Here is a 20,125-nt window from a genome sequence, read left to right as displayed (position 1 = left end):
GGTGCCGTTCTCTTTGGTTACTTTCTCTTGGGCAAGCAAGAGAAAGTGACCCGGCCTCCGGCAGGAGGACGGAAGCCCGCCGCAGGCGAGCCAGATTGGGATGACGTCAAATCAATAACGGAGGGCCAAGCCACTGGATCCCAGCCTCCGCTGGGATGACGTTGAGGAGGGTCAAATGGAGACGGGTAGGCTGCGCTAGGCAGCATGTGCGCTTTGCTGTCCGTCCAGTTCCCGCACGGATGAGGGGCTAGAAGAAACTCGGCATTTCTTGAGCGGCGCGCCCCAGCGGCACCCCATCCCAAGCACCCTCAGTGCGCCTCATCCCAATTCGCCCCCACCCCAGCCTCCACCAACAACGGCACCGACAACGTCGCCGCTCCCGACATGCGCTCGATGACGCCCGCGCGGACCTCGTCCACTGCATCCTTGCGCACCTCGAACACCAGTTCGTCGTGCACCTGCATCAGCATGTGCACGTCGTCGTCGCGTTCGCCCAGCCATGCATGCACGGCGATCATCGCCCGCTTGATGATGTCGGCCGCGGTGCCCTGCATGGGAGCGTTCACCGCGGCGCGTTCGGCGCCGGCGCGCAGGGCCTGGTTGCGTGAGGTCAGGTTCTCCAGGTACAGGCGGCGGCCGAACAGGGTTTCGACATAGCCGTCGCGATGGGCCTGCTGGCGGGTGGTCTCCATGAAGGCGTGCACGCCCGGGTAACGGGCGAAGTAGCGCGCCATGTAGTCGCTGGCTTCGCCTCGGTCCACGCCCAGCTGGCGGGCCAGGCCGAAGGCGCTCATGCCGTACATCAGGCCGAAGTTGATCGCCTTGGCGGCGCGACGCTGGTTGGCCGACACTTCCTCGGGCTTGAGCCCGAACACTTCGGCCGCGGTGGCGCGGTGTACGTCGCCACCCTCATGGAAAGCCTTGAGCAGGCCTTCGTCGCCGGACAGGTGCGCCATGATGCGCAGCTCGATCTGCGAATAGTCGGCCGCCAGCACCACCCAGCCCTCCGGCGCCACGAAGGCCTGGCGAATGCGTCGGCCTTCCTCGGTGCGCACCGGGATGTTCTGCAGGTTCGGATCGGACGAGGACACGCGCCCGGTCGCCACGGCGCCCTGGTGGTAGCTGGTGTGCACGCGGCCGGTGCGCGGATTGACCATCTCGGCCAGCTTGTCGGTGTAGGTGGAGCGCAGCTTGGCCAGGCCGCGATAGTCGAGGATCAGTCGCGGCAGCGGGTGGTCGTCGGCAATCGCTTCCAGCGCCTCCTCGTTGGTGGAGGGCTGACCGGTCGGTGTCTTCAGCTTGGCCGGCAGGCCGAGCTCGTCGAACAGGATGGCCTGCAACTGCTTGGGCGAATCGAGGTTGAACTCGCGGCCAGCGCCTTTCCACGCTTCCTGCTGCAATTCGAGCATGCGCTTGCCAAGCTGCTGGCTCTGCTTGCGCAACTCGCTCACGTCGATAAGCACGCCGCGCTGTTCCATCGACGCCAGCACCGGGATCAGCGGAATCTCGATGTTCTCGTACACTGCGCGAAGCGTCGGCTCGCTCTCGAGTTTCGGCCACAGCGCATGATGCAGGCGCAGGGTGATGTCGGCGTCCTCGGCGGCGTAGCGGCAGGCCGTATCCAGGTCCACCTGCGAGAACGGAATCTGCTTGGCGCCCTTGCCGGCCACCTGCTCGTACTTGATGGTCTCGTAGCCGAGGTACTTCCTGGCCAGCGAATCCATGTCGTGGCGGGTGGCGGTGGCGTTCCACACGTAGGACTCCAGCATGGAGTCGTGCTTGAGGCCCTGCACGGCGATCCCGTAGTGCGACAGGATGTTGATGTCGTACTTGGCATGCTGGCCCATCTTCGGGCGGCTGGCGTCCTCGAAGAACGGCTTTAGCGCGGCCAGCACGTGATCGCGCGAAAGCTGCGCCGGCGCGCCGGGATAGTCGTGGGTCAGCGGCACGTAGCAGGCGTGGCCGGGCTCCACCGACAGGCTGAGGCCCACGATGTCGGCCTGCATGCTGTCGATCGACGTGGTCTCGGTATCGAACGACACCAGTGGGGCCGTGGCGATCTTCGCCAGCCAGCCGTCGAACTGGGCCTGGGTGGTGACCAGCTCGTACTGGCCCGCCATGTCGAGCTTCGGTTCCTCCTGCGGGAGGGCGCCTTGTGCGCGACTGGTCGGCGCCGCATCGTTCGCCGCCGTCGCAAGACCCGGGTCGCGCACAGGGTTCGCTCCAACAGCGGCGTCCGCGGCGTCGAGATCCTTGAGGGCCGCCTTGAATTCGTAGCGCGCGTAGAGCTCGCGCAGCTGTTCCACATGGCGCTCGTGCAGGATCAGCGCGGTGACCGGCTGCTCCAGCGGCACATCGGTCTTGATGGTGACCAGCTCGCGTGACAGCGGCAGCTTCGGCAGCGCTTCGCGCAGGCTCTCGCCGATCTTGCCGCCGATCTTGTCGGCGTTGGCGACCAGCGCATCCAGCGTGCCGTACTCGGCCAGCCACTTGGCGGCGGTCTTGGGGCCGCACTTGGGCACGCCTGGCACGTTGTCGACGGTGTCGCCGGTCAGGCTGAGGTAGTCGACGATCTGGTCGGGCTGCACGCCGAATTTGTCCACCACGCCCGCGCTGTCCATGGTGGTGTTGGTCATGGTGTTGACCAGCGTGATGCCTGGACGCACCAGTTGCGCGAGATCCTTGTCGCCGGTGGAGATCTCCACCTCGATGCCCTGCGCGTGCGCCTGCTTGGCGAGGGTGCCGATCACGTCGTCCGCTTCCACGCCACTCACGCGGAGGATGGGAAAGCCCAGCGCGCTGACGATCGCCAGCATCGGGTCCACCTGCGCGCGCAGGTCGTCGGGCATCGGCGGGCGGTTGGCCTTGTACTGGTCGTACAGCGCGTTGCGGAAAGTCGGCCCTGGCGCGTCGCTGACGAAGGCGACGTAGTCGGGTCGCGCCTTCAGCGTGGCGCGCAGCATGTTGACCACGCCGAACAGTGCGCCGGTGGGCTCGCCCTGCGAATTGCTGAGCGGCGGCAGCGCGTGGAAGGCGCGGTAGAGGTAGGACGAACCGTCGATGAGAATGAGCTTGGCCATGGGGCATTCTCGCATGCGCCTGCCATGCTCGGCCGGCGCGCTCCGTTCAGGCTCGGCGTGCACGCACGAGCGACCGATGCGTTGTCTTGACAGGATACGGCTGCTTCACAAGCGGTGCGGTTTCGCGCTGCTATGCTTCACCGTCAACAGGAGGCCGTCATCATGAAACCCGTCGCGTTGCTTGTAGTGCTTGGTGTAGCGGTCGCATCGAATGCGATGGCGCAGTCGGCCAACCAGTTTCCGCCCGCGCCGCCGCCGCCGGGCATGAACGACCCGGGCGTCAAGGCTGTCGCCCCGCCACCGGCGCCCGCGCCGGCCCCCGCGAACAAGTCCGCGCAGAATTCGGCGGATACCGCCGCCACGCTGAGCCAGCCTTCCACCTCGTCTGCGCAGCCGCGCGACGCCCGTGGCGAAGCGCCGCCGTCGGTGACCGTGCGTACGGAAGGCGACCAGACCGTTCAGGAATACCGCCGCAGCGGCCAGCTCTACATGGTGGTGGTGACGCCCAAGGGCGGTATCCCGCAGACCTATCTGGTCGACCAGAAGGGCGCCTGGACCAACCAGGCCGGCGAACCGGTGAAGCCGGTGATGTACAAGGTGATGGAGTGGGGCAACAGCAAGTCCGCCGCCGACCAGGACAATGGCGGGCACTAAGCCCCATGGCTTGAGCCGGGCGCCCGGGGCCGGGGCGTGAACCTGCGCGACAGCTGGCTGCTGTTCGCGCTGGGGTCGGCGTTCTTCGCCGCGCTCACCGCACTGTTCGGCAAGCTGGGCGTGGCGGGCATCAACTCCAATCTCGCCACCTTCATCCGCACCATCGTCATCCTGCTGGTCACCGCCGGCATCCTCAGCCTGCGCAACGAATGGGCGCGCCCAACGGGCCTGCCCACCAGCAGTTGGGTGTTCCTGGTGCTGTCGGGCATCGCCACCGGCCTGTCGTGGCTGTGCTACTACCGCGCGCTGCAACTGGGGCCGGTCAGCAAGGTGGCGCCGATCGACAAGCTCAGCGTGGCCATCGCCATCGTGCTCGGCGTGCTGTTGCTGGGCGAATCGCTGAGCTGGCCGCTGGTGGTCGGCGGCGGGCTGATCGTGGCGGGAGCCATCGTCATCGCCGTGTTCTGATCGCGGCTACGTTCGATCCAGTTCCGGGTAGTGCCGGAAGATGCCCGCTTCGTTGAACGGAATGCGTCGCGGCGATGCCAGATACGCAGCGATGCGCGGACGCGCGGCCACGCGCTCGGTCAGTGCGCGCAGGCGTGGCGTTCGGCGTCGTAGCGACTTCATGGCCTGCGGGAACGCGTAGTCGAGGCCAGCCATCAGCTGGAACAGCGACAGGTCCACGTAGCAGTGCCGTCGTCCGAGGATGTGGCGGCCATCGCCCTGTTTCAGGATCTGCTCGAAGTAGCCCAGGTATTTCGGGATGCGCTGCGTGCGGAACGAGGCGGCGCGTTTGCGCGCCTCAGGGCGCTGCTCTTCGTAGTACTTCTCCATGGCCACCGGGTGATGCGTGTCGTGGACCTCGGCCACCATGTCGGCGATGGTGAGCTGCAGTTGCATCGCGTGGCACTGGCTGGCGGCGGGCGCCGGCACAAGGCCATGGCGAGGGGCCAGGAAGGCGAGGATATTCGCGGTCTGCGCGATCACTTGTCGCCCCGCGCGCAGGAAGGGCGGGGCGAACGGGCGCGCCCCGGGCTTCTCGCCGCGCAGGAACGGCATCATCACGGCGTCGCCCTGTTCGCGCGCCACGTCGAGGTATGCAGCGCCGGCATCCTCCAGCGCCAGGCGCACGAATTCGCCGCGTCCCTGGATGCCGGTCCAGTAGTAGAGCTCGTAGCGCATGGGACGCCCTCTCGCCTGGAGAGCGCGATCTTGGCCGCCGCCCGTTCAAGGCGACGTGAGCACATCCCTTTCTCCTGCTAGGTCTGCTTGGCGCCCGCGTCGCGCAGGTGCTCCCACACCAGGGACGCCAGTGGCGACAGCGAGCGCTGTCGGCGCTTGAGCAGCACCACGTCGCGGCTCTCCTGTGGCGTGAGCGGTCGAGTCACCAGCGTCGACGGCGGCGGTGACAGCGCCGGGCTGACGCTGACGCCGAGACCGGCCTCCACCATGCGGAAGGCGGTGAGGGTGTGGCCGGTCTGCTGCACCACCTGGGCCTCGATGCCACGGCTGGCCAGCGCGTGGTCGATCAGGCGACGGCTGCCGGAGCTGTAGTCCAGCAGCACCAGCGGCTGGCCCTGCAGTTTGCGCCACGGCACCCGGTCCAGGCGCGCCAGCGCATGGTCGGGACGACACACCAGCACGAACGGGTCGCGCAGGATGCTTTCGCTGTCGAACTCGGCGTTGGCTGGCGGAGCGATCGCCACGCCGAAATCGACTTCACCGCCGAGCACGGCGTCCAGCACCTGCGTCTGCGACTGGTCGTGCAACTGGATCGTGAGTTCGGGATAGCGCCGGGCGCAGTCGGCGATGCATTGCGGCATCAGTCCGGCCGAAAGGGTCGGTACCGAGGCCACGTGCACCTTTCCGCGCCGCCGCTCGCCCTCGGATTGCACGTGGTCGAGCACACCTTCCAGCTCGTCCAGCACGCGACCGATGGCGCCTTCCAGGTAACGGCCGGCCTCGGTCGGTACCACCGCGCGCGTGGTTCGATCAAACAGGCGCACGCCGAGCTCCGCTTCCAGCTCGGCGATGTAGCGGCTCACGGCTGGCTGACTCAGGTGCAGATGGTCGGCCGCGCGCCGGAAATGCTGCTGGCGCGCCACGGCGAGAAACGCACGGAGCTGGCGCAGGCTGATATTCATGCGATTACTGTATCAGTAGATCAGATAAAACAATTTGAATAATCAATGGGGTCGCGATCCAATAGCGGCCGTTGAATGCTGCGTCAGCGCGGCATCGCAGCGATGCATGGACCGGGCATCACTGCCTTTGACGGACTCGAACGCCGCGAGGCTCCCGTGTTGCGGGAATGACTGGGCGTTCGAGGGCTTCGCCGGCCTCCAACCCTTTCACCCATGATCACCATGTTCCTGCGCCGATTCCTTCCCGACCGCTTCACCTGCGCCCTGGTGGTGACGGTGGTGCTGGCCAGCGTGCTGCCCTGTCGTGGCACGGCGGCGAGCGTGTTCAACGTGATCACGGATCTGGCCATCGCGCTGCTGTTCTTCCTGCACGGCGCCAAGCTGTCGCGTGAGGCGGTGGTGGCGGGCATGACGCACTGGCGCCTGCACCTGACCGTACTGGCCAGCACCTTCGTGTTGTTCCCGCTGCTGGGTATCGTGCTGCGTCCGCTGCTGTCCCCGTTGGTCACGCCCGCGCTTTATCTGGGCGTGCTGTTCCTGTGCACCTTGCCCTCGACGGTGCAGTCGTCCATTGCTTTCACCTCGATGGCCCGCGGCAACATCCCTGCTGCGATATGCGCGGCATCAGCCTCCAGCCTGCTGGGCATTTTCATCACGCCGTTGCTGGTGGGCGTGATGCTGCAATCACACGGGCAGGGCGGCATGAGCTGGGATGCGATCGGCGCCATCGTGCTGCAGCTGCTGGCGCCATTCGTGGCCGGCCAGGTGGCGCAGCGCTGGATCGGCGCCTGGGTGCAGCGCAACCGCGCCATGCTGTCCTACGTGGACCAGGGCTCGATCCTGCTGGTGGTCTACACCGCTTTCAGCGCGGCGGTGCTGCAGGGCCTGTGGAAGCAGACGCCGCTGCCGGTGCTGGGCGGCCTGCTGATAGTCAACGCAGTGCTGCTGGCGGTTGCCTTGCTGGTGACGCGCTATGGCGCGCGCGCGCTGGGCTTCAATCGTGAGGACGAGATCACCATCGTGTTCTGCGGCTCCAAGAAGAGCCTGGCCAGTGGCGTGCCGATGGCCAAGGTGCTGTTCGCCGGCCATCCGATGGGCACCATCGTGTTGCCGATCATGCTGTTCCACCAGATTCAGCTGATGACGTGTGCGGTGCTGGCGCGGCGTTATGCGGCGCGGCCGGTGGAGGTGAGGGCGCAGCGCGAGGTGGTGGAGGCGAGTTGATGCGTCGGAGCATTCGGAGTCGTTTTCGAGCTCCCGCTCCCACTTTGTCATCCCTGCGGAAAAAGGATGGAGCGCGAGGTGCGCACATCATCTGGGGGAGGCTACCCATCTCCGTGTGCGTTCCCTCGACGTCATCCCAGCGAAGGCTGGGATCCAGTGACTTTTGCTCTTGATTTGAGGGTGGCGCGATCGGGCTCGCCTGCGGCGGGCTTCCGCTGCCCTGCCGGGCAGCGGGTCACTTTTCTCTGTGTGGCCAGAGAAAAGTAACCAAAAGAGAGGCCACCCCGATGGCGCGCCCCTGCGGGGTCGCGGCCGGGAGGCGGGGTGAATCGACAGGGCATCCTGCCCTGACGATCCACTGGCCGGCGTCCCTGCCGGCCACCCTTCGGGCTGTTCCACCTCCCGCCCGCTCGCGTCATAGGGGAGGGGAGGTCAAAAGCCAAAGCGAGAGCAAAGAGCAAAGAGCAAAGAGCAAAATCGTCTCTGTCGGAGAGCGCCGTGTGCTCGATAGCAGCGGTAGTCGCCTGACTGCGGTCGCGTACAGGTTGCGCCTCTACAGGGAGAAACGAGGGATTTGCGAAGCGATGTGCCGCGCAGCGGCACGAGCCGTCACCCATACCCCTGTGAGGCGGTGAGGGGTGGACGATGAGGCCCGCAGGGGGATCGACAGGGATGTCGATCCCTTTTCGTCCGGGCAGGAGCCCGGTCGAAAAGCCCGGCCGCCCCTCACGGACTGGTCGGGCCGCAGGCGCGGCCAGCGCCGAGTGGGGTGCTCTTTCTTTTGGTTACTTTTCTTTGAGCAAGCAAAGAAAAGTGAGCCGGCCTCCGGCAGGAGGACGGAAGCCCGCCGCAGGCGAGCACGCTCGCGGCGTCGTTACACCGACAGCGAAAAGTCAAGGCACTGGATGACTCGTTGCGCGCGCCCCTTCGGGGCCGCCCTCCGGGCGTTCTCCGCGCTTCGCGCTCCGTCCAGCTTTCTCTGGGATGACGGTGCGGGGCCGTGAAAGCGCGCTCCCTCACAAACAAAAAAACGGGGCCTTTCGGCCCCGTTTTTCGTCGTCGTCTCAGTGGCGGAAATGGCGAATGCCAGTGAACACCATCGCCATGCCGTGCTCGTCGGCGGCAGCAATCACCTCCGCGTCGCGCATCGAACCGCCCGGCTGGATCACCGCGCTGATGCCCGCGGCGGCGGCCGCGTCGATGCCGTCGCGGAACGGGAAGAACGCATCCGATGCCATCACCGAGCCGCGCACTTCCAGCTTCTCGTCGGCGGCCTTGATGCCGGCGATCTTCGCGCTGTACACGCGGCTCATCTGGCCGGCGCCCACGCCGATGGTCTGACGGTTCTTCGCGTAGACGATGGCGTTGCTCTTGACGTACTTGGCCACCTTCCAGGCGAAGATCAGGTCGTCGATCTCGGTCGGCGTCGGCGCGCGCTTGGTGACGATCTTCAGGTCTTCAGCCTTCACCATCGCGCGATCGGCGGTCTGGATCAGCAGGCCCGAGCCCACGCGACGGACATCATTGCCCGGATGTGCCTTGGCCAGGTCGCCATCGGCCGGCGCGGGGATCTCCAGCACGCGCACGTTGGTCTTCTTGGCGAACGCCTTCAGTGCTTCGTCCTCGTAGCCAGGCGCCAGCACCACCTCGACGAACTGGCGCTCGACGATGGCGCGCGCGGTGGCGGCGTCGACCACGCGGTTGAAGGCGATGATGCCGCCGAACGCGGAGGTGGGATCGGTCTGGTAGGCCAGGTCATACGCACGGCCGATGCCATCCAGGCTCACCGCCACGCCGCACGGATTGGCGTGCTTGACGATCACGCAGGCCGGCTTGGTGAAGCTGCGCACGCACTCCCACGCGGCGTCGGAGTCAGCGATGTTGTTGAACGACAGCTCCTTGCCCTGCAGCTGGCGGAAGGTGGCCAGCGTGCCCGGCGCCGGGTACAGGTCGCGGTAGAAGGCGGCCTGCTGGTGCGGGTTCTCGCCGTAGCGCAGATCCATCATCTTCACGAAGCGGCCGTTGGCCTGTTCCGGAAATGCCTCATGGCCGGCGATGGCGTCGAGCTCGTCATTGAGCTTGAGCGCCGAGAGGTAGTCGCTGATCGCGCCGTCATAGTTGGAGACGCGGTTGAACGCGGCCACCGCCAGCTTGAATCTCGTGGCGCGGCTGAGGCCGCCCTGCGATTCGATCTCGCCCAGCGCCTGCGGGTACTGGTCGGGCGAGGTCAGCACGCCGACGTCGTTCCAGTTCTTTGCCGCCGAGCGCAGCATGGCCGGGCCGCCGATATCGATGTTCTCGATCGCGTCTTCCAGCGTGCAGTCGGGGCGGGCCACGGTCTGCTCGAACGGATACAGGTTGAGCACCAGCAGGTCGATCGGCGCGATGCCCAGTTCGGCCATCACCGCATCGTCGGTGCCACGCCGGCCGAGCAGGCCGCCATGCACCTTCGGGTGCAGGGTCTTTACGCGGCCGTCCATGATCTCGGGAAAGCTGGTCAGTTCGCTGACGTCCTTCACCGGGATGCCGGCCTCGCGAAGCGCCTTGGCGCTGCCGCCGGTGGAAAGCAGTTCCACGCCGGCTTTGCTCAGTCGCTGGCCCAGGTCGATCAGGCCGGTCTTGTCCGACACGCTCAGCAGCGCGCGGCGAATGGGAGTGACAGCAGAGGCAGACATGGCGACTTCCAGGACGGGGAAGCCAATCATTATAGCTGGCTGGAGCCGAACCGTCGGTGAGGAGGTCTTTTCGACGGATGGACGGCTAAACGGCGATCGGCATGCGGCTTGCGTGCCGTGATCGCCGGCAGGCGCGGGGCGTCGCCCCTGGATAGGCGGGAATTGTTACAGCAGGCCGTGGGCGGCGAGCTTCTTGCGCAGTGTTGCGCGATTGATGCCGAGCACGGCGGCGGCGCGGCTCTGGTTGCCGTCATGCCAGGCCAGGACTTCGCGCAGCAGTGGGCCTTCGACTTCGCGAATGACAAGCGCGTGCAGACCCTCGTCGCATTCCGTGTCGCCGATATCGGCGAGGTAGCGACGGACGGTCCGACTGACGCATTCACTCAACGCGCTCTGCGACGAAGTCTCCGAAGGAGGCTCGTTGACAGGCAGTCTGACGGCATTCACTGGCATTTCCCCTCACGTTCGACGCAAAGGCTACGTAGGCCCTTGCATTTGTTTATGGCAATACCGCGGGCGGCGGCTCGCATGGAACGCCGGGTGCAGCACAAGACGAAGGCGCGAGTTTACCCTCGCGTGCCGATAATTTTAAGTCCCTGCGACCGTACCCTTTATCTTCTATCGCGCCTTCAGCAAATGTCCTATGGACAAATTTGCCTGAAGCTGGCACGGCCTATGCGTGTCCCGGCATCGCCAAGGCAGGCCGACCCGAGGCGCGGCGAGCTCAGCCAAATGGACGGCTATTCGAACGCGAACTCGAAGGCCACGGCCTTGCCCTCGGGGTCTTCCACCTCGAGCAGCAGGGCGGCGATGCCGTCGGGCGCGATGCCACGCTGCATCACCGCGCCTTCGCCGAGGTATTCGCTGGGGCGGAGGCGACGCATCGCCAGGCGCTTACCGTTGGCGTCGGAGAGGGTGATCACCACGACCGGATAGGGCTGGGCGAACGGCGCGTCATTGCGCAGGCTGGCGGTGATCAGCAGGGCGCCGGGCACCGAAGGGTGGGCCTGCACGTCACGGGCAAGCAGGCTCAGGTGGCTGGTGTCCTGCACCAGCGGCAGCTGGCAGCCGAGGGTGGAGCAGGTCTCGCGCAGCCACGGTCCGACGGTGTCATCGCTGATCAGGGCATCGCGCTTGGCCCAGGCGATCTGGGCGCCCAGCCCGAGCAGCAGCAATGCGCTGGCGGTAATCCAGGGCCAGCGACGCGGGCGGGGTTCGGAGCGCGCGAAGCGCGGCGCGACCACCAGCTTGCTGAAATCCTCGATGTCGTCCCGCGCGTCAGCGGGCGCGGCGGCAATCGCAGGGACGGCAGCCGCTTCAGCGTGCGGCCGGTAGACGGCCAGATCGAGCTGCGGCGGCGGCTCGGGCATGCGTGGCGTGAGGAACTCGAAGGGTTCCGGCGGCAGCTGGTCGCACAGCGAGGCCAGCGCATCGAATTCGCTGCCGCAATGCCCGCACACGACTTGCCCGCGCGCCTGCGCAAGTGTTTCCGTGTTCAGCGAGAACACGGTCATGCATTCGGGACATTGGGCGTACATGCGGTCCGTTGGTGTCGAGCTGTGGCAAGCCTAGTGCACCGGGGAGCACAAATCATCCGCGCCTCGGGGCCAACGTGAATGGGCGCTCAGCCGCGACGTCTGCCGCTGATGCGCACCCAGTCCTCCAGCGTCTCCACGCGCAGATCCTCGAACCACTCGGCGTAGCGCTGCAACAATTCATCCTGCTGGCCTTGCAGGATGCCGGAGATCGCAAACGGCGCGCCGGGCCTGGCGGCCGCGGCGAAGATTGGCGCCAGCTCGCCCAGCGGGCCAGCGAGGATGTTGGCGATAAAGACGTCGGCGGGTTCGGCCTCGAGGTCCTCGGGCAGGAACAGCGCGAGGCGATCGGCGACCTCGTTGCGCTCGGCATTGTCGGCCGAGGCGGTGAGTGCCTGCGGATCATTGTCCACGCCGACGGCGCTGGACGCGCCGAGCTTCAGCGCGGCGATGGCCAGGATGCCGGAGCCGCAACCGAAGTCGGTCACGCTCTTGCCGGCCAGGTCGAGGCTGTCCAGCCACGCCAGGCACAGCGCGGTGGTGGGGTGGGTGCCACTGCCAAAGGCGAGGCCGGGGTCGAGGCGCACGACCACGATGTCGTCGTCTTCCGGTGGCTCGATGTTCCACGGGTAGATCCACAGGCGACGGCCGAACGCCATCGGCTTGAACTGGTCCATCCAGGCCCGTTCCCAGTCCTCGTCAGCCACGTCACGAAACTGCAGGTGGTCCGGTTCCAGCCACGGCAGCAGATCGCCCAGCGCCTCGCTGAGGCCACGGCGATCGGTGTCGGCTTCGAACAGCGCGTTGAGCGTGATGGTCGGCCACAATGGCAGCTCGCCCACGCCCGGTTCGAAGATCGCCTGCTCGTCCGGGGTCTCCGCATCGGCGTCCTGCATGGTGACGGACAGCGCGCCGACGTCGTCGAGTGCTTCTTCCACGCGCGGTTGCTGTTCCGAGCGGATGGTGAGGGTGAGTTCGAGCCAGGGCATGGATGGTTCCTGCGATTCAGGAGCACATTGTCGCCGATGTGGAACGGCGGGTGTGCGATGACGGCACGCGCTTGCCCGGCGCGCGTTCTTTCCGCGAAAGCGGGAATCCAGTGGCTTGCTGCTGCGACCTGGAGGCGGCGGGATGACCCGCTTCGCTCTTGCAAGGCGCCTCCCGCTCCTGGCCCCCTTTGGGGTTTGCGGGAATGGCGAGCGTCTTACGGCGAGGAATCGGGCGACATGCCGAGGAAGGCGTCGTGGCGGCGATAGTGTTCGAGCGCGCGGGCGTAATCGTCGACGCTGGAGGCGGGTGCACGCTTTCGCTGCACGAAAAGCACTTCGGCGAAGTCGCTCGCTTCCAGGAAATGCTGCAGGTGATGCCGCGCGGCGAATGGCGGCATGGCCTCGCCACGGTCGTCGATCAGTGCGTCGTCCTCGTCGGCGACATGCGAGAGATACAGGCGGCAGCCCGGCTCGGTGATCTCGCCGCGGATGTACACCCAGGCGTAGCGATCCCAGCCATCGCCTTCGTCGAAGGCGTCGCGGATCGCGTCGATCGCTTCGCGCAGGGTGATCAGTTCGGACATGGTGATGCCGCATCGGCGGGCCGCAGTTGCGGCCCGCCGGGGTGCTTCAGCCGCCGGTGGCGGCCTTTTCCTTCTGTTCGGCCATGCGCTTTTCCAGGTAGTGGATGTTCTGTCCACCCTGCTGGAAACCGACGTCGGCCATGATGCGCTGCTGCAACGGGATGTTGCACTTCACGCCTTCGATCACCGTCTCGGCCAGCGCCAGGCGCATGCGCGCAATCGCGGTCTCGCGATCCGGGCCGTGCACGATCAGCTTGCCGATCATCGAGTCGTAGTTCGGCGGAATGCGGTAGCCGTCGTACAGGTGGGTGTCCACGCGCACGCCCGGGCCACCCGGCGCCTCGAAACGCTTCACCGTGCCAGGCGAAGGCAGGAAGCTGTCCGGATCCTCGGCATTGATGCGGCACTCGATCGCGTGGCCGTGGATCTGGATGTCCGACTGCTTGATCGACAGCTTCTCTCCGCCGGCGATCAGCAACTGCTCGCGCACCAGGTCGATGCCGGTGATCAGCTCGGTCACCGGATGCTCCACCTGGATGCGGGTGTTCATCTCGATGAAGTAGAAGCGGCCGTCCTCGTAGAGGAACTCGAACGTGCCGGCGCCGCGGTAGCCGATGCGGATGCAGGCATCCACGCACACCTTGCCGATCTGCTCGCGCAGTTCCGGCGTGATGCCCGGCGCGGGGGCTTCTTCCACCACCTTCTGGTGGCGACGCTGCATCGAGCAGTCGCGCTCGCCGAGATGGATGGCGTTGCCCTGGCCGTCGGCCAGCACCTGGATTTCCACGTGGCGCGGATTCTCCAGGAACTTCTCCATGTACACCTGATCGTTGCCGAAGGCCGCCTTGGCCTCCTGCTTGGTCATGGTGATGGCGTTGCCAAGGTGGGCCTCGGTGCGCACCACGCGCATGCCGCGACCACCGCCGCCGCCGGCGGCCTTGATGATCACCGGGTAGCCGATGTCACGCGCAATGCGGCTGTTTTCCTCGACGTTGTCGCCGAGCGGACCGCCCGAGCCCGGCACGCACGGCACGCCGGCGGCCTTCATGGCGCGGATCGCCTCGACCTTGTCGCCCATCAGGCGGATCACGTCAGCAGTCGGGCCGATGAAGATGAAGCCCGACTGCTCCACCTGTTCGGCGAAGTCGGCGCGCTCGGAGAGGAAGCCGTAGCCCGGGTGGATGGCCTGGGCGTCGGTGATCTCGGCTGCCGCGATAATGCGCGGGATGTTGAGATAGCTGTCGGCCGACGGCGCCGGGCCGATGCAGATCGACTCATCGGCGAGCCCGACATGTTTGAGGTTGCGGTCTGCGGTGGAGTGCACCGCCACGGTCTTGATGCCAAGACTGTGGCAGGCGCGCAGCACGCGCAGGGCGATTTCGCCACGGTTGGCGATGACGACTTTTTCGAGCATGGGCATGATCGTCAGCCTGGTTTAGGCGATCACGAACATCGGCTGGTCGAATTCCACCGGCTGGCCGTTCTCGACCAGGATGGCCTGCACGGTGCCGGCCACGTCGGCTTCGATCTGGTTGAACATCTTCATCGCTTCGATGATGCCCAGCGTCTCGCCGGCCTTGACCTGCTGGCCGACCTTCACGAACGCGGCGGCGCCCGGGCTGGACGAGGCGTAGAAGGTACCGACCATCGGCGCCTTGACCACGTGGCCGGCCGGCAGCGCCGGGGTGGCGGGAGCGGCTTCGGCGACCGGGGCGGCTGCGACCGGCGCAGCGGCGACCGGGGCGGCGTGCATCACCGGGGCGGAGGCGACCGTGACGGTGCCCTTGGGCACGCGCGACAGGCGAACGACTTCCTCGCCTTCCTTGATTTCCAGTTCGGCGAGGTTGGATTCCTCGAGCAGGTCAATGAGCTTCTTGATCTTGCGCAGGTCCATGGTTGAAACCTTCTTTTCGTGAGGCCGCCGGGGCGGCCGGATGGGAATAGGGTGGCGGGCGTGCCGGAGTCAGTGCGCCGGGGCGCGGTGGTCCAGGCGGGCCAGGGCGGCATCCAGCGCCAGCCGGTAGCTGTCAGCGCCAAAGCCGCAGATCACGCCGACGGCGATGTCCGAGAGGTACGAGTGCCGGCGGAAGGGCTCGCGCGCATGCACGTTCGACAGGTGCAGCTCGATGAACGGGACCGCCACCCCGGCCAGCGCGTCGCGCAGCGCGATGCTGGTATGGGTGAAGGCGCCGGGATTGATCAGGATGAAGTCGGTGCCGTCCTGTCGCGCCTGGTGGACGCGCTCGATCAGCGCGTGCTCGGCGTTGGACTGCAGCGCCTCCAGCCCGTGGCCCGCGGCCTGCGCGCGCCGGATCAGCATGGCGTCGATATCGGCCAGCGTGTCGCGGCCGTAGACCTCCGGCTCGCGCGTGCCCAGCAGATTGAGATTGGGTCCATGCAGGACCAGGATCTTCGCCACACAACCACCCTGGGTCGGACCGGCACGAGCCGGTGTCGGCGCGGAGTGTGCGCCGCTCTCGGTGTTGTTGTCCAGTTCGGCGCAGTTCGACGATGTTTGAAGGAGAAGTTAACGTTAAACCGTGCGGCGACGTATGGCGACGCAAACCGCGTCAGGGCGCGGCTGGCGCCAGCCAACGGGCCAGCGTTGGTGCGTCCAGCGGGCCCCGCCGGCTTTCCAGCAGCCGGCCGTTTTCATCCAGTAGCACGCTGTAAGGCAGCAGTTCGCCGACGTTCCCCAGGCGCAAGGAGGTGCTGGGGCTATCCAGCCGGCCCAGCCACACCGGGTAGTTGACCGGATGCTGGGTGAGAAAGGCCTGCACCCGCGCCGGGTCATCCATGGCGATGCCGAGGACGATGGCGCCCTTTTCACCGACGTTCGCCTGGGCTTGCACCAGGGCCGGCATTTCCTTGAGGCAGGGGCCGCACCAGGTGGCCCAGAAGTTCAGCAGCACGCGGCGGCCGCGAAACTCGGACAGGCGATGTTCTCTGCCGTCCAACCCGGCCAGGGCCAGATCGGGAACGATCTGGCCGGCTTCCGCCACTTGGACGCCCGGCGGCACGTGCGCGCGGCGGCTGGCGTGCTGAAGCCAGCCGCCGACCGTGGCGGCCAGCACGGCCAGGCCCAGGATGGTCCAGTTACTTCGGCTCAGGCTCATGGGTTGCTGGCCACCGGCGTGCCCGCGGCCTTGGTCAGCGCTTCCTCGACCATGGAGGAGGTCAGCACGGTGGGCAGCATGTGGCCTTCGCCGCCGCCCTTGGGGAACACCACGTAGAGCGGCACGCCAGGCGAGTTGTATTGCTGCAGGAACGCGGCGATGGTCGGGTTCACGTCGGTCCAGTCGCCTTTCATGTAGACCGCGCCGGTCTTTCGCAGCAGCTCGCGGAACGCCTCGGTATCCAGCACGGCATGCTCATTGGCCTTGCAGGTCACGCACCAGTCGGCGGTCATGTCCACGAACACCGGGACGCCGGCCTTGCGCAGCTCGGCCAGCTTTTCAGGGCTGAAAGCGACCACGCCCTCGGCCACCGTCGCGGTCTGCGCCGGCGGCGGAAGCTGCCCGAGCTGGTAGAGCGGCAACGCGGTGAGCACCGCCAGCACGGCGACCGCCAGCTTGCTTGCGACGCCGCGCGTGCGGCTGCGCTCGAACCACCACAGCGTGGCGGCCAGCATCACCGCCGCCACCAGCACCAGTCCGACCGCATCGGCGCCACGCTGATGCGCCAGCACCCACACCAGCCATGCCGCGGTGAGGTACATCGGGAAGGCCAGCACCTGCTTGAGCGTCTCCATCCAGGCCCCGGGCCGCGGCAGCAGGCGCGCCAGGGCGGGTACGAAGGCCACCAGGAGGAACGGCAGCGCCAGGCCCACGCCCAGCATCAGCAGCACCAGCAGCGCATAGAGCATCGGCGCCGCGAAGGCGTAGACCAGGGCGCTGCCCATGAACGGGGCCGTGCACGGGCTGGCGACCACCACCGCGAGCACGCCGGTGAAGAAGTGACCGGCATGGCCCGAGCGCGACGCCAGCGACTGGCCAACGTTGCCCAGCGAGGCGCCGAACTGCACCACGCCCGACATCGACAAGCCCACCGCCACCATCACGCAGGCCAGCACGCCCACCACCAGCGGCTGCTGCAACTGGGCGCCCCAGCCCATGGCCTGGCCGGCCGAGCGCAGCACAAGAATGACGATACCGATCAGGGCGAAGCTGCTCAGCACGCCGGCGCTGTAGGAAAGCGCATGGGCGCGCGCCCTGGCATGGCTTTCGCCGCTCTCCAGCAGGCCCACCGCCTTGATCGCCAGCACCGGCAGCACACAAGGCATCAGGTTCAGCACCAGGCCGCCGGCCAGGGCGAGCAGCAGCGCGGAGAGCAGGCCGATCCGCGGCGACCGGCTGGTCGCCGACGCCGGCGGCGTCTCAGGCGCGGGAGCGGCGGACGGGCCGACGACGGGCGCCGCGCCACCGAGGTCGACGGTCAGCGTGCGGGTCATCACCGGATAGCACAGGCCGCCGTCCTGGCAGCCCTGGAAGCTCGCCTCCAGCGTCACGCTCTGCCGGCCGGTGGTGTCGCCGTGGATCGCCACCGGCAGTTCGACCTGGTCGAAGAACACGGTGGTCTGGCCGAAGTGCGCGTCATCGTGCGCCACCCCGGCCGGCCACGCGGGTTCACCCAGCGTCAGGTCGCCGGCGTCTTTCAGCCGCAGCGTGGTCTGGTCGCGGTAGAGGTAGTAGCCCTTGGGCATGTTCCAGCGCAGCAGCAGGTGCTGGCGGTCCTTGGCCAGGGCCTCGAACTGGAAAGCCTGCTCGGCCGGCAGCGCCGCGCCTTCGCCGGCGCGGCTGGAACCCAGCTTGCCCAGCGCGGCACCCAGCGAGGGGCCGGCCTGGGCCGGGCCCGTGGGCAACGCCAGGTCCAGCTGCTCGGTATGCGGCGGATAGCAGATCTTCGGGTCCACCTCGTGGCAGCCCTGGTATTGCACGGTCAGCTTCAGCCGCGTGGCGCCGCTGGCCAGCGTGTAGGGCACCGTGGCGTCGATACCGTGGTGATAGGTCTCCACGTCGCCCAGGTATTCGTCGTGGTGCTTCTCGCCGTCGGGCAGCTGCGCCTCGCCCAGGGTCACGCCCTCGCCGGCCTTGAACTTCATGCGGCCGCGGTAGAGGTAGTAGTCCGGGGCGATGGTCCAGTGCAGCTTCACCACGCCGGGCGTGGAGGCATCGGCGCTCAGCTTGTAGGCCTCGGTCACCGGCAGCAGGCCGTCGAGGTCGTCCTGGGCCATCGCGGGCGCGATGACCAGCAGGGTCAGGCACAGGCCCAGCAGGGCGGAAAAGCGGGCGGCCAAGCGGCCGGGGCGGATCAGGCGCATTGCGGCTCCAGCAGGAAACGCCCGCGCCAGAGGCACGGGCCAACCATGGATTATGGCCCAGCTGAGAACGCATGGCCGATGCGGCGATGGACCGCGGCGGATCAGCCTTGTTCCGCGGCGGCCTCGTTCAGGGTGGGCGCCGCACGGAAGCGCAGCATGCCGGTGGTCAGCGCCACGCCGAACAGGATCACCACGCAGCCGCCGGCCATCGCCACGGTCACAGGCTCATGCAGGAACAGCAGGCCCCACAGCACGCCGAACACCGGGATCATGTACATCACCGCCATGCTGCGGGACGCGCCCACGCGCGCCATCAGGCCGTAGAACAGCACGTAGGCCAGCGACGTGCAGAGCGCCGCCAGGCCCAGTGCGGCCAGCCAGGAGGCGGCTCCCGGCGTAGTGGCAGGCCACATCCAGACGGTCAGCGGCAGCAGCACGATGGCGGCGGCGAGCTGGCTGCCGGTGGCCACGCTCAGCGGCGTCAGGTCACGCAGCATGCGCTGGCTGAAGTGCGCGCCGAAGGTGTAGCAGACATTGGCGCCCACGCAGGCGGCCATGGCCCAGCCAAGGCTGCCGCCGTCGTGGCTGAAGCCGACCGTGCCCGCCACCAGCCAGACCACGCCGGTGAGGCCGATCACCAGCCCGCTGGCCCGGGTGGCGTCGAGCTTTTCGCCCAGGAACATCCAGCCGGACATCGCCACCAGCAGCGGTGCGATGGCGTCGGAGATCGCGGAAACCCCCGCCGGCAGGCTGCGCGCCGCATAGGAAAACAGGATGAACGGCAGCGCCGAATTGGCCAGGCCCACGATGGCGATCGGGCGCCAGTGCGTGCGCATCTCGATGCGGCGCTGGCGCGACAGCAGCAGCGGCGCCGAGCACAGCGCCGCGCCGATCGCGCGCATGCCGGCCAGCGCCATGCCGCCGAACTCGTCGGCGCCCATGCGCATGAACAGGAACGAGGCGCCCCACAGGGCTCCCAGCAACAGCAATGCGGCGATGTCGGAGGTTTTCATGGTCATCACTCGAGGTGTTTTTGCTCGTCATCCCTGCGGACGCAGGGATCCAGTGCCTTTGGGGCGCGAGGCGAAAGTCGCTGGATGCCAGCTTGACCAGCCCTTCGGCTGTTGAAGAGCGCTTCGCTGGCATGACGAGGTTCAACGATAGGGGCCTGGGGACAGGCTAGGACAGGGTAGTGCCTGAACCTGTCAGCAGTCTTCAGGGCTTGCCCTGGCCGAACAACGTGCGGCGTTCGTCCTCGGTGAGCGCCTGCTTGGGCTGGTAGGCGTTTTCCACACCTTCGTAGGTGCGCAGGGTGGCCGGGCGCTGGGCGATGGCCATGAACCAACGCTCCAGGTGCGGGAAATCGGCCAGGTTCTGCCCGTGCGCCTCATGCGGCACGATCCAGGGATAGCAGGCGACATCGGCAATGGAGAATTCGCTGGCGATGAACTCGCGGTCGGCCAGCCGGCGGTCGAGCACGTCATAAAGGCGCGCCACCTCGCGGGTGTAGCGGTCGATCGCATAGGGAACTTTTTCAGGGGCGTACACGTTGAAATGCCCGATCTGCCCGGCCATCGGGCCAAGCCCGCCCACCTGCCAATACAGCCACTGCAGCACTTCAATGCGCCGGCGCGGGTCGCTTGGCAGCAGTTGCCCGGTCTTCTCGGCCAGGTACTGCAGGATCGCGCCGGACTCGAACACGCTGATCGGGGCGCCGCCGCCGGCCGGGGCATGGTCGACGATCGCCGGAATCTTGTTGTTGGGTGAGATTGCCAGGAAGGCCGGCGCGAACTGCTCGCCCTTGCTCAGGCTGACCGGCGTGATGAAGTGCGGCAGCCCGGTCTCTTCCAGGAACAGGCGGATCTTCAGCCCGTTCGGGGTCGCGGCGAAGTACAGCTCGATCATGACGGCGCTCCT

The 20,125-nt window shown here is 67.2% G+C and carries 18 protein-coding genes; 3 read left to right on the top strand and 15 right to left on the bottom strand.

What is annotated here, in order from left to right:
- Window positions 1-308: 308 nt before the first annotated feature.
- A complete protein-coding gene (gene polA, locus DVT68_RS19250; protein ID WP_114826834.1) occupies window positions 309-3,080 on the bottom strand; it encodes a DNA polymerase I in 2,772 nt (923 codons plus the stop codon).
- Window positions 3,081-3,242: 162 nt separating this feature from the next.
- Between polA and DVT68_RS19245 the strand changes: the two genes are divergently transcribed.
- Window positions 3,243-3,734 (top strand): DUF2782 domain-containing protein, encoded by a 492-nt coding sequence (locus tag DVT68_RS19245; RefSeq protein WP_233523567.1) that lies wholly within the window; start codon window positions 3,243-3,245, stop codon window positions 3,732-3,734.
- Window positions 3,735-3,770: 36 nt separating this feature from the next.
- A complete protein-coding gene (locus DVT68_RS19240; protein ID WP_114826832.1) occupies window positions 3,771-4,202 on the top strand; it encodes an EamA family transporter in 432 nt (143 codons plus the stop codon).
- 6 nt (window positions 4,203-4,208) lie between these two features.
- Here the strand turns inward: DVT68_RS19240 and DVT68_RS19235 are convergent, their stop codons facing one another.
- Both DVT68_RS19235 and DVT68_RS19230 read right to left on the bottom strand, forming a co-directional pair.
- On the bottom strand, window positions 4,209-4,919 hold the full coding sequence (locus DVT68_RS19235) for a glutathione S-transferase (protein ID WP_114826831.1): 711 nt from the start codon (window positions 4,917-4,919) through the stop codon (window positions 4,209-4,211).
- Window positions 4,920-4,996: 77 nt separating this feature from the next.
- Window positions 4,997-5,881 carry a LysR family transcriptional regulator gene (locus DVT68_RS19230; RefSeq protein ID WP_114826830.1) on the bottom strand — a complete coding sequence of 295 codons (885 nt, stop codon included), beginning with the start codon at window positions 5,879-5,881 and terminating at the stop codon, window positions 4,997-4,999.
- Window positions 5,882-6,103: 222 nt separating this feature from the next.
- On the opposite strand from DVT68_RS19230, the gene DVT68_RS19225 reads away from it, so the two are divergent.
- On the top strand, window positions 6,104-7,105 hold the full coding sequence (locus DVT68_RS19225) for a bile acid:sodium symporter family protein (protein WP_114826839.1): 1,002 nt from the start codon (window positions 6,104-6,106) through the stop codon (window positions 7,103-7,105).
- A gap of 1,064 nt (window positions 7,106-8,169) precedes the next feature.
- Here DVT68_RS19225 and purH read toward each other — a convergent pair.
- The 12 genes from purH to DVT68_RS19165 form a co-directional block, all read right to left on the bottom strand.
- Complete coding sequence (purH, locus tag DVT68_RS19220) at window positions 8,170-9,780, bottom strand: bifunctional phosphoribosylaminoimidazolecarboxamide formyltransferase/IMP cyclohydrolase (RefSeq protein WP_114826829.1); 1,611 nt, start codon at window positions 9,778-9,780, stop codon at window positions 8,170-8,172.
- A 165-nt stretch (window positions 9,781-9,945) separates the two neighbouring features.
- On the bottom strand, window positions 9,946-10,233 hold the full coding sequence (locus tag DVT68_RS19215; protein WP_114826828.1) for a helix-turn-helix domain-containing protein: 288 nt from the start codon (window positions 10,231-10,233) through the stop codon (window positions 9,946-9,948).
- A 287-nt stretch (window positions 10,234-10,520) separates the two neighbouring features.
- Window positions 10,521-11,318, bottom strand: coding sequence for a zinc-ribbon and DUF3426 domain-containing protein (locus tag DVT68_RS19210; protein ID WP_114826827.1), 798 nt, complete (start codon window positions 11,316-11,318; stop codon window positions 10,521-10,523).
- An 86-nt stretch (window positions 11,319-11,404) separates the two neighbouring features.
- Window positions 11,405-12,304: a 50S ribosomal protein L11 methyltransferase gene (gene prmA / locus DVT68_RS19205; protein WP_114826826.1), complete on the bottom strand. Its 900-nt coding sequence runs from the start codon at window positions 12,302-12,304 to the stop codon at window positions 11,405-11,407.
- 215 nt (window positions 12,305-12,519) lie between these two features.
- Window positions 12,520-12,888, bottom strand: coding sequence for a DUF7716 domain-containing protein (locus DVT68_RS19200; RefSeq protein ID WP_114826825.1), 369 nt, complete (start codon window positions 12,886-12,888; stop codon window positions 12,520-12,522).
- A 46-nt stretch (window positions 12,889-12,934) separates the two neighbouring features.
- Window positions 12,935-14,302: an acetyl-CoA carboxylase biotin carboxylase subunit gene (accC, locus tag DVT68_RS19195; protein ID WP_114826824.1), complete on the bottom strand. Its 1,368-nt coding sequence runs from the start codon at window positions 14,300-14,302 to the stop codon at window positions 12,935-12,937.
- A 21-nt stretch (window positions 14,303-14,323) separates the two neighbouring features.
- A complete protein-coding gene (gene accB, locus DVT68_RS19190) occupies window positions 14,324-14,782 on the bottom strand; it encodes an acetyl-CoA carboxylase biotin carboxyl carrier protein (protein ID WP_114826823.1) in 459 nt (152 codons plus the stop codon).
- A gap of 69 nt (window positions 14,783-14,851) precedes the next feature.
- The gene (aroQ, locus tag DVT68_RS19185; RefSeq protein WP_114826822.1) at window positions 14,852-15,307 is read right to left on the bottom strand and encodes a type II 3-dehydroquinate dehydratase; all 456 of its coding nucleotides are present in this window, start codon (window positions 15,305-15,307) and stop codon (window positions 14,852-14,854) included.
- Between the two features lie 151 nt (window positions 15,308-15,458).
- Window positions 15,459-16,004 carry a TlpA family protein disulfide reductase gene (locus DVT68_RS19180; protein ID WP_114826821.1) on the bottom strand — a complete coding sequence of 182 codons (546 nt, stop codon included), beginning with the start codon at window positions 16,002-16,004 and terminating at the stop codon, window positions 15,459-15,461.
- Complete coding sequence (locus DVT68_RS19175; protein WP_114826820.1) at window positions 16,001-18,208, bottom strand: protein-disulfide reductase DsbD family protein; 2,208 nt, start codon at window positions 18,206-18,208, stop codon at window positions 16,001-16,003. Before DVT68_RS19175 ends, DVT68_RS19180 begins: the two co-directional genes overlap by 4 nt.
- 101 nt (window positions 18,209-18,309) lie before the next feature.
- Complete coding sequence (locus tag DVT68_RS19170) at window positions 18,310-19,221, bottom strand: DMT family transporter (protein WP_114826838.1); 912 nt, start codon at window positions 19,219-19,221, stop codon at window positions 18,310-18,312.
- Window positions 19,222-19,423: 202 nt separating this feature from the next.
- Complete coding sequence (locus tag DVT68_RS19165) at window positions 19,424-20,113, bottom strand: glutathione S-transferase N-terminal domain-containing protein (RefSeq protein ID WP_114826819.1); 690 nt, start codon at window positions 20,111-20,113, stop codon at window positions 19,424-19,426.
- Between the last annotated feature and the right edge of the window lie 12 nt (window positions 20,114-20,125).

The sequence above is a fragment of the Dyella solisilvae genome, assembly GCF_003351225.1.
Lineage (GTDB): Bacteria > Pseudomonadota > Gammaproteobacteria > Xanthomonadales > Rhodanobacteraceae > Dyella > Dyella solisilvae.
This window is presented reverse-complemented; position numbering and strand designations above follow the sequence as displayed.